Raw genomic sequence first — 15,393 nt, 5'->3', positions numbered from 1 at the left:
AGAGCATCAAACGCTCACATTCTCCACGGCCTCTTCTTGCAGCTCGGCCGTTTCTTCGGGGCCCAGGTAGCGGTCAATGAGAAAGTGGGCAAGGTAGAGGACGGGCGTGAGCAGAATTGCAGCCGCGAACTTGTACCAATAGTTGGTGTTGGCCACGCTGAGAACCTGGCTCAGCGACCAGTTGCCGAACAGGTAAAAGGCCACGTACAGCACCACAAAGGAGTCGACCAACTGCGAAATCAGCGTGGAGCCTGTGGCGCGCAGCCACACAAAGCGGCCCCCGGTAGCCTTGCGGATGGCCGTGAAAATGGTGGCGTCGAGCACCTGGCCCACCGCAAAGGCCACAATCGAACCGGTGATGATGCCCAGGCCCTGCCGGAAAATGCTCTGGTAGGCAAAGTCGATGTTGAACGGCCGGCCGAGGTTATCGGTCTTGTTCACATCGAGCCAAAAATCGGCCGGCGGCAGCTTGGTAGTTAGGAAAATAACGCCAAACGCAAACAGAATAAGCACCACCGTGAGGTAGCTGATGCGCAGCACGCCGGCTTTGCCAAAGTACTCGTTGATGATGTCGGTGGTGACAAACACGGCGGGCCAGATGAGCACCCCCGCCGTGAGATTGCCGGGCAAGCCCATGAGCTTATCAGCCGAAAAAATCTTGACGCCGATGATTTCGGCCAGCAGTGCATTCACCAGAAAAATGCCGCTGAGGACGAGGTACAACTGCTGCTTTTTGTGGACGAAAGGACTCATGGCGACAAGCTTTGGTCATCTTGAGCTGCACTCAGGATGACAACACAAATAGTGACGAATTAAAATGGTTACAAGCTCACCACCAAGCCTTCGGTGGCCAGCTGGGCGGTGGGGAACACCGGCTGCGCCTCGTGCAGCAGCGGCTCCAGGGCTTTGTAGCGACTCGAGAAATGGCCCAGCAGCAAGTGCTTCACCCCGGCATCGTGAGCGAGCTGGGCGGCTTGGCGGGCAGTGCTGTGGTGAGTTTGGGCGGCGCGTTCCTTCAGGTCTTCCAGAAAGGTGGCTTCGTGGTAGAGCAGGTCGGCCCCGCGGATGAGGTCGGCGAGGGCGGGCGTGTACAGCGTGTCGGAGAAGAAAGCGTAGCGGCGCGGGGTCGGCGGGCGGCCGGCCACGTCGGCGTGGCGCAGGCCGGGCTGGTGCTCATCGGCGGCCAGGTCTTCGCCCTGCGCCAGGCGCGCGAGCTGCTCGGGGCGGAGCCCGGCAGGCAGCTTGTCCTTCAGTAGGTTGGCACGTCGCGGCCGTTCGGAAAACAAGTAGCCGGCGCACGGAATGCGGTGCCGCATGGGCAGCGACGCCACGGTGATAAGCGCGTCTTCGTACACCACGGCATGCGCTTCGGTATCCACGGGGATAAACTCCATCGTGAAGCCCATCTGCATGTTGGAAACCCGGGCCTGCGTGGTGAGCACCTCGTCGAGGCCGGGCGGGCCGATGATTTGCAGCGGCTGGGTACGGCCCTGCAGGTGCATGGTGCCCAGCAAGCCAAACAGCCCAAAGTAATGGTCGCCGTGGAGGTGCGAGATGAAAATGGCCCGCAGCTGATGGGGCCGCACGCGGTGCTCCAGCATTTGCCACTGGGTGCCCTCGCCGCAATCAATCAGGTAGCTATTCGCGCCCACCGTGAGCACCTGCGCCGTGGGGTGGCGGGCCAGGACCGGCGTAGCGGAGGCGGAGCCCAAAATCTTCAGCTCAAAAGTCAAGGCGAAATAGTTGTCAGTTGATAAGTGGCGGTGGTCAGGGTGCTGGCAGGGGGGTAATAAAAAGTTGGTTGCCGGTTGCCAGCTTCAACAAACTGACAACTGACAACCAACCACTGACAACTTCAGCCTACTCTTTATCCGTGAGGTCGCGCTCGATGGCGTGCAGAAAAACCCGGTCGATGCCTTCTTCTACCGTGGGCAAAATGTGCAGTACCGACTCCAGTTTGCTAATGGTGATGAGCTTGAGCACGTGGTCTTGCAAGCCGGTGAGCACCAGAAGGCCGCCGGTAGAATTGCACAACCGGTTGGCGATAAGAATGGAGCTGAGGCCCGACGAATCCGTATATTTTACGTTGGTCAGGTCGAGAATCAGGTTGTTAATGCCTTCAGCGTTAAGCTTCACAAACTCCGATTTGAGGTCGGGCGCAACAGTGGTGTCGAGCTTCTTTTCCTCAATCGTGATTATGGTGTAGCTTTCTTTTTTATCAATCGTGTACTTCATACAGCGTAGGCAAGGAGGGTAAGAGAACGGCGAAGGTAAAGAAAAAACCCAAAATTTTGGGTGAAGTTGGCTAATGTTTCGTGGTAAACCTTGACGGGGCTGCGGGCGGGCCCGCAAAGGTGAGCGAAGCCCAAGTAGATTGCCAATCGGCGCGGTCGCGAAGTCTGGCCGGAGCCTCGGTCATGTTGACGGTAGCCAGCAGGTATGGGCCGGGTCCGGATAGTCGTAACAACACGCGGCCGTTTTGGTTAGCGCGGGTGGTAAAATGAGTGGTGGGCAGCCCGCCGGAATGGCGCTGCCACACCTGCACCGCTGCCCCCGAAACAGGTAAGCCGGCTCGTAGCACGCGTACTGTCAGGGATTTGCCGGTGGCTAGCCGGTAGGGGTTTTGCTCCGGCACCAGCTCCAGCGGCAAGCCATATATGTGCAGGCAAGCGCTGTCCGAAACGGCGGCAGTCGCGTTGGCTTCGCCCACTTGCACCAGCGCTTTGGCGCAGCGCCGGTAGGTTTCGCGGCCGGCGGTGGCTTGCTGGTCGCGCTCCTGGCGCAGCTTGAGCGGAAAGTCCAGGCCTTCCTCGCGCAGGTAGGCGGTAAACTGTTCGGCGGGCAGCTCAATATAGGAATTGGTAGACCGCAGAAGTACAATGTGGGTGCCCGGCCGCGCAAAGGCGAAAGCCGTGCGAAAAGTGTCGGTTGGGGCCAGGCCAGGAGTGGGGGTAAGGTCGGTAGAGTCGGCAGGTGCGGGGCCGTAGCGCACCAGGCGCAGCACCTTCGCCGCCTTGTTGGTCCAGGGCTCGCCTTTGAAATCGGCGCCGATGAGCGGATGCAAGTTGAGCACCTGGCCGGGCTGAATGCGGAAGCGCGGCGCTTCCAGCCAGAACTCGTGGGCGAGGCCAGTGAACGTGGCAAAGCCCAGCAGGCCTGCGCAAATGAACAAGGACTTTACTTTCATAGAGCACCCAGGCTGCCGAAGCGGCCGAATGGCTGCCGCTTTCAGTCCCGTTGGCAAGAACGGTGCCTTATTTCCGGTCCAGGGCCAGGGCATACGCCCGGTCATAGTGCACGCGCAGGTTTTTCCAGTCGAAGAGCTCGGCAGAGCTTTCCACGGCATTGCGCTGCATGATGCGCTCGCGGCGGTTGAGCTGCACAAACTGCCAGAGCATTTCGGTGAGCTCTTCGGCCGACTCGTCGAAGGATTTTTCCTGGCGGTGCACCACAAAAATGCCTTTCTGCTCGGGGTCGGGGATGGTCTGGAGCACGTAGTCGCCAAAGCCCGACAGGTCGGAGGTAATGGCGGGCACGCCGCGGGCCACGCATTCGAGCGGGGTGTAGCCCCAGGGCTCGTAGTAGCTCGGGAATACGCCCATGTGGCAGCCCCGCACAAACTGGCCGTACTCCATGCCCAGCAGGGGCGAGGAGGGCGACACAAAATCGGGGTGGTACACCATTTTCACCCGGTCGTGGCGGTGGTTGAGTAGCTTGGCCCGCCGCATAAAGTTCAGGATGTCATCGTCCTGGTCGTTCACCAGGTTGTGGGTGATGACCGAGGGCAGGGCATTGGTTTTCCAGCTTTGCAGGGTGCGGCGGTAGCGCAGCTTCCAGTAGTCGTCCACCATGCTGTCGAGGTCGGGCAGCTTGTGGTCGGCGCTCGAGGCAGCGGCGTAGAACAGCCGCTCGCCCACCTGGTGCTCAATGGCGCGGCAGGTTTCGTGCACTTCGTCGAGCATGGCGCGGCGCTCCAGCACCTGGGGGTTGATGCTGGTGAAGGGCCGTTTGGTGATGAAAAACATCACCACGTTCAGGTCGATGCCACTCACTTGTAGGCGGTGGTTGAGCCGGGCCAGGGCTTCCAGCGTCAGGTCGAAACCTTTGTTGTGGTACTCGTAGCGGCCCGAGGTGAAGAAGTACAGCGTCTGGTCCAGGTCGAAGGAATACGACTGGAAGAAGTGCGCCATCACGAACTCGTGGATTTTGGCCTTGTACTGCTGGTGCAGGTTCTGGAATTCGTGCAGGGCCACAAACCGCTCGATGTTGAGCCCGTTGGGCAGCACGGCGTCCGGAATCCGGTCGAGCAGGTAAATGCACTCGCGCACCGTGAGCTCGCTCACCGTAGTGAAGACGTGGCTGCCGTGGGCGGCGGCGCGCTCCATGCGCACGGCCGGCTCAATGTTGAACTTGCGCGCCTCGGCCTCCCAGTTCACCCACATCAGGTGGTCGTAGAAGTTGGGGTCGTTCATGGCCAGGTAGCGGCCGAGCAGGGTGGCGTGCGTGGTAAATAGCAGGTGCACCGGTACTTGCAGGCGGCGCAGCTCCGGGATGGCCACACCGGTCATCCACTCGTGGAAGTGGCCCAGCAGGCGCTGCGCCGGCGGCACCTGCGCCGCCACGTGCTGGAAGAAAATGGTGGTGAGGTGCCCGAATGCGATGACCTGGTGCAGCAAGTCGTCGTTGTCGGGCGAGGGGATGCTGTGGCGCTGCCAGAGGTCCGACTTGAGTTGGCCCAGCTGGGGGTAGGCCTGAAACGGGTTGATGAGCACCGCGCGGGGCCGGCCCGTTACCAGCCAGGTGCCGATGTGCACCTCGAAGCCCTGCGCGCGCATGGTGCGCACGGCGGCCCCAAACGGGTCGGAAGCGGTGTGCACGGCCAACTCGTCGAGCGGCTCAAACTCGCCCTGCGCCTGGTTGGGAAAGTACGGGCCCAGCAGGCAGTACCGGTCGTCCCAGGCCGGCATGGTGGCCGGCACTTTCGACCGGATAACCGTGTAGATGCCGCCCACCTGGTTGCAAACTTCCCAAGCCACTTCCACCAGCAAAGCGTCGGGAAACAAGGGTTCGGAGGCGATTAACGTATTGGGCATGGGGGCTCAGGCGAAGGAACGGTGGAAGGAAGGTGGCGAAAGGTAAGCTCATTGGCGTTTAGTTGCCACTGTAAATGGATTTTTTTGAATACTTGAGCTGGAAACCACCCGGCTGGCCGCCAAAACATCGGGGCCCGGCCGCGGTTACCGGCATTCTTTCTCATCATTTTTAGCCGCTCATGGCCGATACCACCAACCTCCTCGTTCTCGAATCTCCCATTCTGCCCGTGCTGGCGCAGCGCCGCAGCCCCCGGGCCTACAGCACCCAGCCCGTGCCGGCCGACGTGCTCAAGCAGGTTTTTGCCGCCGCTTCTTCGGCCGCGTCCTGCTTTGGCGAGCAGCCCTGGCGCTACCTGGTGGGCACCCGCGCCACCAGCCCCGAAGCCTACAATAAAATCCTGAGCAGCATGGGCGAATTCAACCAGGTGTGGGCCAAAAGCGCCCCCGTGCTGGTCGTGAGCATCGCCAAGCTCCACTTCTCGCACGACGACAACCCCAACCGCCACGCCCTGCACGACGTGGGCCAGGCCACCGCCACGCTCGCCATTCAGGCCGCCGAGCTGGGCCTGCAAGTGCACCAGATGGCCGGCTTCTCCATCGACAAGGTGCGCACCGCCTTCGGCCTGCCCGCCGGGTACGAGCCGGTGGCCGTGTTCACGTTGGGCTACCCCGGCGACCCCGCCAGCCTGCCCGATGGGCTGCGCGACAAGGAAATAGCGCCCCGCGTTCGCAAGCCGCTGGCCGAGTTCATGTTTGAAGGCGAGTGGCCTACGCCGGCCACCGAGCGCTACGACCAGGCCACGGTGTAATTGGGCTGGGCGTTGTTGAGCCCAACGAATCAGGTTATGGAGCCGGCTGGAGCGGCGCGTCACATCGCGCTGCTCCAGCCGGCTCTTTTTCGGGCCCATTGCCAGGTAGGTGCGTTGGAATAGTTGAGCTAAAAGGAGGCCTAAAGTAAGTTGATTATCAGCTGTTCAGCTTGATATAAAAGCGGATATACCCTATTTTTATCTTCTCTCGACTTTACCTCAACACCCGCTCGTTCTATGAAAAATATTGGCATTCTGGGCTCCGGCGTGGTCGCTACCACCCTGGCCGATGGGTTTATCGGCCAAGGCCACACCGTGATGCTGGGCACCGGCCACCCCGACAAGCTGGCCACCTGGCAGGCCAAGGCCGGCTCGGCGGGGCGCGTGGGCAGCTTTGCCGACGCCGCGGCCTTTGGGGAGCTCCTGGTGCTGGCCGTGAAAGGCCATGTGGCTATGCACTTGCTCCGCACCCTGGATGCCAGCACCATGGCCGGCAAAACCATCTTGGACGCCACCAACCCCATTGATGACGTGCCGCCGAAAAACGGTGTGCTACGGTTCTTTACGAACTTCGACGAGTCGCTGATGGAAGAGTGCCAGCAGGCCGTGCCCGGCGCCAACTTTGTGAAGGCCTTTAACAGCATCGGGGCGGCCGTGATGGTCAACCCCGACTACGGCGGCGAGCGGCCCACCATGTTTATCTGCGGCAACGATGAAGGTGCCAAATCGGAAGCAGCCGGGGTGGTGCGCGCCTTCGGTTTCGACCCCGAAGACATGGGTGGCGCCGAAGCCGCCCGGGCCATCGAGCCGCTGAGCATACTCTGGTGCATTCCCGGCTTCCGCGCCAACCAGTGGACCCACGCCTTCAAGCTGCTCAAGAAAGCTTAAGCGAGTGCTCTGGTTCGCCATTCGGATTGGCCGTCAGGCCGAGCCGAGCGCACCGAAGCATCTCACCCGCGCCATTTGTCATGCTGACGAAGGAAGCATCTTATCAGGTTTGAACGAATCGTCCGAACGTGATAAGATGCTTCCTTCGTCAGCATGACAGCCGATTGGGTTTATTAGTGCAAGCAAGATGCTTCGTTGCGCGCTGCATGACGTCTAAACTGATTGTTTTAGAGCTAGTGCAGCGGCCGCTTCTTGATAATGCCGCCCTGGGCATCGTCGATGCCGTATTGCACGATAAACGCTTGCGGGTCGAGGCGCTGCACTTCGGCCCGGAGCTGCGGCAGCTCCAGTCTCGTGACGACGGTGAAGATGATGTCGCGCTCGTGGAGCTGGTCGCCGCGCCGGCCAAAGCCCGACTTGCCCTGGTAAATTGTGACGCCCCGGCCCAGGCCTTCGGTAATGGCCAGGCGAATGGCCTCGCTTGCTTCCGACACGATGGTGACGCCGGTGTACTGCTCGATGCCGTTGAGCACAAACTCCATCACGCGGGCCGCCGCGAAGTAGGTGAGCATGGAGTACAGCGCCGGCTCGGTACCCAGCACAAAGACCGCCGCGCCAAAAATCAGCAGATTCAGAATCAGGATAATGTCGCTGACTTTGAGCAGCACCAGGTGGCGGCTCACCAGCAGGGCGGCTATTTCGGTGCCGTCGAGCACGGCGCCGCCGCGCATGGCCAGCCCAATCCCGGCCCCGATGAACACCCCGCCGAAAACGGACGTGAGCAACAGGTCGGGGGTGACGTCGGGGAAGGGCACAAAGGCCAGCACCAGCGCCAGCCCCCCGATGCCCAAGGCACTGCGCAGGGCAAACCGCCGCCCCATCTGGTTGTAGCCCAGGGCCACAAAGGGGAGGTTAATTATCAGAATAAAAGGCGCTAGCGGCAGCTTCAGTCCCGCCGCCAGCAGCATGGAAACGCCCGTTACGCCCCCGTCGATAAAGTGACTGGAAAGCAGAAAGGCCTTCAGGCCAAAGGCGGCCGAAAACACGCCGGCAATGATGAAAGCCGCGTTCTCCCATTCGGAGGCAGGGCGGTTGATGGCTTTGGAGGCGTTCGTCATAGGGGTAGGGTTCGAGGTGAGGCCCATAAAAAACGGGAAGTGCAGCACCGGGCTGGCGCTGCACTTCCCGTTTTCAAGGCGAGCAGCTAGCCCGCAAGCTAGCCTTCCTGCGATAAAATCAGCACGGAATACGGCGCCAGGCCAAAGCTGCCGTGCCAGCCCAGGCCGTCTTGCTCGCCTTCTTCGGCATCGACGCCAAAGCTGTCGAAATCACTGAAATCGCCGTCGTAGCCTTTCCAGTCGCTATTGAACCGCACCTGCCAGTGGCCCGGACCGGGCAGGCCGATGGTGTAGCCGTCGTAGCCTTGGTTGGCAAAATTGGCCAGTACCACGGTGGTGTCGCCGGGGCCGCCCTCGCCCGCCTGCCGGGCAAACGCCACCAGCTTGGCCTCGTTGTTTACGTGGAAGACATTGGTGTGCTGCCCGCCCAGGCCCCGGGTTTTGCCGCCCAGGTTGCGCCGCAGCCCAATCAGGTCGCGGTAGAGGTGCACCAGGCCGCCGTGCTCCTCCACGCGCTCCCACTGCAGGGGTTCGGCGTCGGAGAAGGCGCCATCGGCCAGAAACTCCTGCCCTTGGAATAGCATGGGAATGCCCGGCGCGGTGAGCACCAGGGCCGCACCCAGGGTGGCGCGCTTTTTCGGAAACCAGTGGGCGGCGTCGCCGGGCATGATTTCCTCCGGCACGCGGCTCTTGCCGTTGGCCACTTCGTCGTGGCTTTCGGTGTAGATGACGCGGCGGAAGGCGTTGTCGTTGTAGAGCTGGCCCAGGGCCGTGGCCACGGCCTGCATGTCGCGGTCGGCGTCTTCCTGAATGGTGAGGGCCTCTCGGATGGGGTACACAAAGGAGCCGTCCCACTGCGAGTCGAAGCCCTGGCCGCCGTTGCCCACCGTTTCGGTGATGCTGGCGTTGCCGCGCAGGTCTTCGGCGATGGTGATTTTCCAGGGCATGGTCTGGTCGATTTCCTCGTTTATCCAGCGCATTAGGCTCCAGCCGTCAGGCAGGTCGGCGGCCGGGTCGTCCTCGCCGTGCACGTTGCGAATGAAGGCAATGGCATCGGCCCGCAGGCCGTCGCAGCGGTACTCGTTGAGCCACATCAGGGCGTTGTCGCGGATGTACTGGCGCACCTCGGGGCGGCCGTAGTCGGGGCGGTTGTGGCCCCAGGGCGTTTCGGCGCGCCAGTCGTTGTAGAAGTAGATGCCGCCGCCGTCGTTCTCGCTCCAGCCGTCAAACTGCCAGAGGTCGAGGTCGCCGGGGCCAAAGTGGTTGTACACCACATCGAGCACTACCGCGATGCCGTGCTGGTGGGCCTGCTTCACCAGCTCCTTGAAGGCTATGGGGCCGCCGTAGTCGCTTTCCAGCGCAAACGGATGGGCGGGGTTGTAGCCCCACGACCGGTCGCCCGGAAACTCGGTGGCGGGCAGCAGCTCAATGCAGTTGATGCCCAAATCGCGCAGGTAGGGCAGCTTCTCCACCACGTTCAGGAAGGTGCCCACGCTGCTGGCATCGGCCGCGTTGAACGTGCCCACGTGGAGCTCGTAAATCACCAGCTCGTTCCAGCTCGGCATCTGAAAGTGGTCGTCGCCCCAGTCAAAACTGGAATCGAATATGACCGAGGAGCCAGCCGAGTGGGTTACCTGGCGGGCGTAGGGGTCGTTGCGGTCAAACTCCTGGCCCTCGCGGCAGAGGTGAAACTTGTACTCGTCGCCGGGCTTGGCCCCGGCCACGTCGGTGGCCCAATAGCCGTTGCCTTCGGGTTGTAAGGGGTTTTTCTTCGGGGCCCAGTTATTAAATGTGCCGATAACGGCCACCTCCTCGGCGTGAGGGGCCCACACCCGGAAGGTGGTGCCCCGGTCGTGGGGCACGGCGCCCATGCCCGATTGCAGGGTGGCGGAAGCAAGGGAAGGCGCTTTTTTTGAAGGAGCTTTGGGGGCGGCTTTGGCGCGAACAGGGACGGAAGCGGAGGAGTGGGGCATTAAAAAAACGTGAGGCCACCGCCGGCGCAGCCCAAGATGCGGCTGCTGCCAAGTGGCAGTTAACTCAGCAATACGAAACTGCTCACCTTTCGGCCACAAAGCACGGCCTGGTTTGGCTCAAACCGCTGTTCTACGGATAAAATGAATCTTGCCGTGCGGCGTTGTGCTTTTTTTGCCGACTTTCGGGCATGAACGCCGCCACGCCCACACCTGCCCCCGAAGAACGCACCACGCTCTTTCAGCGCCGCCACGTACGGCGGCAGTTTGGCAAAACCCTGGGGCATTTTGGGCCCGCGCTGGTGCTGGTGTGGGGCATTGCGCCTGTTGTCATTGGTGCCGAGCGCCTTACGTTGCTCACGGGCCTGGAGGCGGCGGTAGGGGTGGTCTACCTCGTGCTGATGGTGCGCGAGATGCTGCACCTGCGCCACCACCCTTTTCAGGTGGAGCGGGTGGCGTGGCTGGAGCTGGCCGCGGCCGCCATTCTGGCCCTGGAGGGCTACCACATCTGGCATCGCCACCACGCGGCCGAGCTGGCGGGCGCCCCGCACCGCTTCCACGTGTTGCCGTGGATTTATGCTGCTACCGCCTGCATGTTTGTGGTGCTGGCCTTTCGCGCGCAGCAGCTGACGGGGCGGTTGTTTCTGCACCTTCACCCCGAGGGCTTTGCCGTGCGCACGGGCCACTTTGGCCGGGCCCACCACCTGCGCTGGGCCGACATTGCTGCCGTGGAGCCGGCCGGCGCTACCGACGTGGTGGTGCGCCGTACCAATGGCCAGGAGCACCGCATCGCCTTCGATGCCCTGCACGACGGCACCGCGCACCGCGACCGGCTGCTGGCGCACGCCCAGAAATCACTAAAGCAGGCCGAGTAAGCCTGCGAATGAGAGATTTAGAGTGAAAAGAATGGGCGGCACCCGCCGATAATTTTCGTAGGCGGTGAGCAAATTGGGCTGTTCGCGTGTTCTTTGCCCATTGTTTAGCCGTTTATAGAAGCATGCGCCGTCCCAAACCCGTCATTTTTGGTCTTTATGGCTGGTCGCCAGAATATGGCTTCCGGTATATCCACCCCGCCAACCGCCGCTCGTTTGAGCTGCTGGAGCCGGTGGGCAAGCTGTTTGAGAAAATCAGCGAGGACGAAGAGGGCGAGTGGGTCACGATTCGCTACGACGAGCAGCAGTTTCTGGTGCGCCCCGAGCTGTTCAAGGAAATCTACCACAAGCCCAAGTTTAGCTTCGGCGACTCGGTAGAAGAAGTGACGCCGCAGCCCGGCCAGTACCGGCACTTCGGGCACGTATCGGACGTGTTCTGGAACGAGTCCACCGACACGGCTACCTACCAGATAGTGGAGCGCAAGCGCAAGCTGCCGCGCATCTTCACGGCCGCCGAGCTGCGGGCCGACTAAGCGGCGCATCGCCCGCGATGGGGCGCGCTAATTCTCCAATGTTTCTAGTTGGCTGGCATAGCCGGCGCGGGGGCGCTCAGCACCTGCAGGCGTTGCTGCGCATTCCGGTTCTGCGGGTTCAGCTCCAGCGAGCGCCGGTAGTGGGTGAGGGCCGCGGCCGTGTTGTGGTTGAGCTCATCGGCTTCGCCCAGGCTGTCGAACAGATTGAAGCTACTGGGATAGAGCTCCGTACCGAGGCGGAAGATGGCCAGCGCCGCCGGCAGGTCGTGGGCCTCGCGTATCAGCTGGTAGCCCCAGTTGTTGAGGTCCGTTTCGGAGAGAACAAACGCAGAGTCCTGCTTTTGCACCTGGCGGTAGATTTCCAGCGCGTGGGCGAATCCATCCTGGGCCAGCGCGGCCGCAAAGCCGGCTTGCGTGGGCACGGGGCCGGTTTGGGCGGGCAGGTGGTACTGCAGGGCCATGTGCGCGGGCACGCCGTTCTGGGCCGGCGTGCGGTCCAGGAACTGGCGACCAGGGGCGGTTCCTTGCAGGTTGGCATTGAGGAATTCGAGCGTGTAGCGGCAGGTCCAATGGTAGGCCGCTTCGACTTCGGGGCGGGAATACTCCGTGAAGTGCTCCAACTGGGCCACGCGCAGGGCCGCGGTCGAGAAGTCCACGTGCTCCATTGGGTTCATGACTACGTGGTAGAGGTCGGCGTACTTGGCCTCGTTGAGCAGGATAGAGGAGGTTTCCATGCCGTCGGCGCTCAGCTCGCGCACCGATTCGGGGCGGCGCTGCACGTACAGCCACGGCAGGGCAAGGCGCGTCCGGGAAACGGCTTTGGTCAGGTCCTTGTACTGGGTGCCGTCGAAGCTCACTAGCGCGTCAATGCGCGAGTCCTGGGAGGCGGCCAGGGCGTTGGCCAGCCCGCCCCAGCTCCAGCCTGCTACGGCCACCTGCTCCACATCGGCCTGGGGCAGGGTGTGGGCGTAGGAAAGCAGAAACCGGATGTCGCAGGCCTGGGTAGCGAGGCCCTCGGGGTCGAAATTCATGGACTTGGTGTGCGTGCCCAGGCTGCGGCTGGCCAGGACCACGTATCCGTGGCTGGCCAGGTACTCGCACAGGTCGGCCGCTTCGTGCGCCGCCCCGCCACCCCCGGCGGCGTAAATGACCACGGGAAATTTGCCGGTGGTGGCCGGGGCATTTGCCACGGCCCACATGCGCTGGTCGAGCAGGGCCTGCGCTTGTTTCGGGCCTACCCGGGAGGCCGTCCACTGCTGCCGCTCGGCCATAAACGCCGCTATCTGGGCCGCGCTCCGGCCGAATATCTCATCGGTGGCTTCCGTGCGCATGTAGTCGGCGTACCGCAGGGGCGTGCCGGCTTTGGGGGCCGGGTACCACACCAGCGTTTGCACCGGCCGCGCCCGTTCGCCGAGGTACGCCTTGCCCGTAACTGGGTCATTTTTGTCCCTGTAGGAACGCGCGTAATCGTATTGCTGCACCACCCGGAAGCCGACGCCGTACGGACCCGGCTTGAGGTCGGCAAAGCCGGAACCGGCCCGGGCCGCATCGCCAAGGCTGCAGAGGAGGAAAAATAAGACGGTTCGGAAGTGCCAGGAGCGTATCATTTAGGTAGAAAATAAGGGCGGGAGCGTTCGGGGCGGAAGAATTAGAGCACAAACATAGTTCCGGTACCTTGCAAAACAAGGTACTATTAGAAATTATTTTTTGGTTCAACTTTTCGTTCGGCTCAGAAACCGAAACACTGCCTTGCGGCAACTGCCCATGCGCTAATTCAGCCCAACGGCGATGCCCACGACTACACTGGCGATACCCAGCGCGAGCAAGCCTAAGTACAGCGGCCATACAAACTTGAACCACTGGTCGAAGCGCACGCCGGTGGCGGCGAGCATGGCCATGAGCGTGCCGTTGGTGGGCGTAATCAATTCGCAGAGGCCCGCGCCGTACTGAAATGCCAGCACCATCACCTGGCGGGAAAGCCCGATGAGGTCGGAGAGGGGTGTGAGCAGCGGCATGGTGAGCGTGGCCTGGCCGCTGCCGCTGGGCACGGGCACGTGCAGGGCGGTTTGCACGCCCATCATGCCCAAGGCGGCAAACGCTACCGGCAAGTGCGCCAAGGGCGTGGCCAGCCCCTGCACAATGGTATCCACGATGTTGCCCTGGTCGAGCACCACGAAAATGGCCCGCGCAAAGCCGATGAGCATGGCTGAAAATGCCATGTCGCGGAAGCCCGTCACGAAGCCCTCGGCCGTGCCGGTGAGGCCGCGCCCGCCCAGCAGGCCGGCCGCTACGCCCAGGGCCAAGAACAACGCGCCCATTTCCTCGAAGCCCCAGCCCTGCTGCACCACCCCGTAGGCAAAGAAGCTGAAGGCCAGCAGCATCAGCAGCAAGATGAGGCCGTGGCGCCCGGAACCCGCGGCATCGGCCTGCAAGTCCTGCGGGGTGACGGCCACCGGCACGCGGTTGCGCTGGGCATGGCGAATGGTGCCCCAGAGCCAAAAGGCGAGGGCCGGCACCAGAAACGCCATGCGGTAGCCACCGCCCGAGAGCAGCGGCAGCTGCGCCAGTTTCTGGGCGATGCCCACCTGAAACGGGTTAATTGGGCTGAACGAGGCCCCCACAAACGCGGCGCCCGCGCTGGCGGCCACGGCCGTGAGCGCCGGAAAGCCCAGGCGCCGCACCAGCACCAGCAGCACCGGCACGAGGGCAATAATTTCTTCGCCCATGTTTTCGAGGGCGCCCATGGTGGCGAATAGCAGGCCAATGAGCGGAATCACCAGCACCTCGCGGCCCTGCGTGCGGGCCAGCAGCCAATCCACGCCGTGGCGCAGGGCCCCGGTCTGGTCCACCACCGTGAAGGCGCCGCCGGCCAGGAAAATAAGGAACACCACGCCCGCTGCATCGGCCAGACCTTTAGGGATATCCACCAGCATGTCGAGCGGGCCAACGGGGGTGGCCGGCACGTGGTGGTAGGAGCCTGCCACCACCACTTCGCGCTTGGCCACGGGGTCCTGCCGGCGGTCGAAGCGGCCGGCCGGCAGCACATAGCTCAGCACGGCCGCCAGGATGATAAAGCCCACCAGCAGCACCAGCGGATGAGGAAAGCGAAAGGTGTTCATGGCACAAAGTAGGGCGCCTGCGCACGAACTTTGCAAAAGCACCGTTCCGCTCCCATGACCATTGCCGCCTTCAAAGCCCTGCACCAGCGCTGCCAGGCCGAGCACCTCGCCCGGCACGGCCACCGCCTGGCCGAGCGCCAGGAAGACAGCTTCGACCTGACGCTGTACGCCGTGGAAGGCTTTTATGCCGAAATCTGGCGCAGCCGGGGCGAGGAGGCCATCCTCTTCATCCACGTCTTCCAAAAGCCCTCGGGCCTCGGCGACTACCTTCGCCTGGTGCAGCTTCCGAGCAACCTGTAGCCCAAGAGCAGCGGCGCCGTAGGCTACTCCTCCAGCCGGTCCACGTCCGTGAGCTGGCCCTTGTTCTTCATAATCTGCAAGTCGAACTTGGTGAGCGTGAAGGGTTCTTTGCTGTACTTGGCAGGGGCGTTGAGTGCGTCGATGGGATGGTTGTTGTCGATTTGAAACTCATTGGCCACCACCTGTACACCATTGCCACGGGCGCTGACCACCTTCAGCAAAGAGTAGTTCGGGGCGGAGTCGTTTTCGTGTACCGTGTAGATGTCGCCGGCGCGGGGGGCCGCTAAATACGCCGCGTTGGCGCGGTCATCGCGAGTGCTGTCGACCGCGCCCCAGGCCAGGGCAAGCAGCAGCAGGCCCGTGCCCGTCCAGTTCCAGAGTGGTAGCCGGGTTTGCTTTTTCGTGCTCCGCACCGAACTGCGCACCTCGGCGGGCAAGGCTTTGCCTTCCCAAGTGAGGCGGCAGCGCACGCAGCCCGCCACCGCAGGCTTGGCAAACGGAAACAGCGGAATCCAGTAGACGTAGGCGTAGCGGCAGTACAAGCTTACTTGCAGGGCTTCGGGCGCAGCGCAGTGGGGGCAAATTACGCCGGGAATGGGCTCGGTGCGCAAGTGCGACCCTCTGTAGCCGTAAACTATCATAGCCAGGGTAGTGGGTTAACCAAAGGCATTGTGGGATGATAAAAAATAAA

At 62.6% G+C, this 15,393-nt stretch carries 15 protein-coding genes; 5 read left to right on the top strand and 10 right to left on the bottom strand.

Annotated elements, in window-relative coordinates; all coding sequences use genetic code 11:
* Nucleotides 1-6: 6 nt before the first annotated feature.
* The 5 genes from LJ738_RS16475 to LJ738_RS16455 all read right to left on the bottom strand — a co-directional run bounded on the left by LJ738_RS16475 (nt 7) and on the right by LJ738_RS16455 (nt 5,093).
* Nucleotides 7-753 (bottom strand): queuosine precursor transporter, encoded by a 747-nt coding sequence (locus LJ738_RS16475; protein ID WP_227787481.1) that lies wholly within the window; start codon nt 751-753, stop codon nt 7-9.
* A 68-nt stretch (nt 754-821) separates the two neighbouring features.
* Nucleotides 822-1,733 carry a ribonuclease Z gene (locus tag LJ738_RS16470; RefSeq protein ID WP_262907713.1) on the bottom strand — a complete coding sequence of 304 codons (912 nt, stop codon included), beginning with the start codon at nt 1,731-1,733 and terminating at the stop codon, nt 822-824.
* 127 nt (nt 1,734-1,860) lie between these two features.
* On the bottom strand, nt 1,861-2,235 hold the full coding sequence (locus tag LJ738_RS16465) for an STAS domain-containing protein (protein WP_046246220.1): 375 nt from the start codon (nt 2,233-2,235) through the stop codon (nt 1,861-1,863).
* Between the two features lie 70 nt (nt 2,236-2,305).
* A complete protein-coding gene (locus LJ738_RS16460; protein ID WP_227787479.1) occupies nt 2,306-3,187 on the bottom strand; it encodes a DUF4198 domain-containing protein in 882 nt (293 codons plus the stop codon).
* Between the two features lie 67 nt (nt 3,188-3,254).
* A complete protein-coding gene (locus LJ738_RS16455; protein WP_227787478.1) occupies nt 3,255-5,093 on the bottom strand; it encodes a glycosyltransferase in 1,839 nt (612 codons plus the stop codon).
* A 179-nt stretch (nt 5,094-5,272) separates the two neighbouring features.
* On the opposite strand from LJ738_RS16455, the gene LJ738_RS16450 reads away from it, so the two are divergent.
* A complete protein-coding gene (locus LJ738_RS16450; RefSeq protein WP_227787477.1) occupies nt 5,273-5,902 on the top strand; it encodes a nitroreductase family protein in 630 nt (209 codons plus the stop codon).
* Between the two features lie 237 nt (nt 5,903-6,139).
* Nucleotides 6,140-6,790, top strand: coding sequence for an NADPH-dependent F420 reductase (locus LJ738_RS16445; RefSeq protein ID WP_227787476.1), 651 nt, complete (start codon nt 6,140-6,142; stop codon nt 6,788-6,790).
* Nucleotides 6,791-7,023: 233 nt separating this feature from the next.
* Here the strand turns inward: LJ738_RS16445 and LJ738_RS16440 are convergent, their stop codons facing one another.
* Nucleotides 7,024-7,908, bottom strand: coding sequence for a YitT family protein (locus LJ738_RS16440; RefSeq protein ID WP_227787475.1), 885 nt, complete (start codon nt 7,906-7,908; stop codon nt 7,024-7,026).
* 98 nt (nt 7,909-8,006) lie between these two features.
* A complete protein-coding gene (locus LJ738_RS16435) occupies nt 8,007-9,881 on the bottom strand; it encodes an alpha-amylase family glycosyl hydrolase (protein ID WP_227787474.1) in 1,875 nt (624 codons plus the stop codon).
* A 188-nt stretch (nt 9,882-10,069) separates the two neighbouring features.
* Here LJ738_RS16435 and LJ738_RS16430 point away from each other — a divergent pair, with 188 nt between their 5' ends.
* Nucleotides 10,070-10,753 (top strand): hypothetical protein, encoded by a 684-nt coding sequence (locus LJ738_RS16430; protein ID WP_227787473.1) that lies wholly within the window; start codon nt 10,070-10,072, stop codon nt 10,751-10,753.
* Nucleotides 10,754-10,875: 122 nt separating this feature from the next.
* Nucleotides 10,876-11,283: a DUF6960 family protein gene (locus LJ738_RS16425; RefSeq protein ID WP_068193457.1), complete on the top strand. Its 408-nt coding sequence runs from the start codon at nt 10,876-10,878 to the stop codon at nt 11,281-11,283.
* A 44-nt stretch (nt 11,284-11,327) separates the two neighbouring features.
* Here LJ738_RS16425 and LJ738_RS16420 read toward each other — a convergent pair whose 3' ends face one another.
* A complete protein-coding gene (locus tag LJ738_RS16420; RefSeq protein ID WP_227787472.1) occupies nt 11,328-12,890 on the bottom strand; it encodes a dienelactone hydrolase family protein in 1,563 nt (520 codons plus the stop codon).
* A 162-nt stretch (nt 12,891-13,052) separates the two neighbouring features.
* Nucleotides 13,053-14,402 (bottom strand): YfcC family protein, encoded by a 1,350-nt coding sequence (locus tag LJ738_RS16415; protein WP_227787471.1) that lies wholly within the window; start codon nt 14,400-14,402, stop codon nt 13,053-13,055.
* A 54-nt stretch (nt 14,403-14,456) separates the two neighbouring features.
* Between LJ738_RS16415 and LJ738_RS16410 the strand changes: the two genes are divergently transcribed.
* Nucleotides 14,457-14,702: a hypothetical protein gene (locus LJ738_RS16410; protein ID WP_227787470.1), complete on the top strand. Its 246-nt coding sequence runs from the start codon at nt 14,457-14,459 to the stop codon at nt 14,700-14,702.
* Between the two features lie 23 nt (nt 14,703-14,725).
* Here the strand turns inward: LJ738_RS16410 and LJ738_RS16405 are convergent, their stop codons facing one another.
* Nucleotides 14,726-15,343, bottom strand: coding sequence for a hypothetical protein (locus LJ738_RS16405; RefSeq protein ID WP_227787469.1), 618 nt, complete (start codon nt 15,341-15,343; stop codon nt 14,726-14,728).
* Nucleotides 15,344-15,393: the final 50 nt, after the last annotated feature.

This window comes from Hymenobacter plasmatis, assembly GCF_020711255.1.
Taxonomy (GTDB): Bacteria; Bacteroidota; Bacteroidia; order Cytophagales; family Hymenobacteraceae; genus Hymenobacter.
Note: the sequence above shows the minus strand (reverse complement) of the source record. Positions and strands in the feature narration are given on the sequence as shown.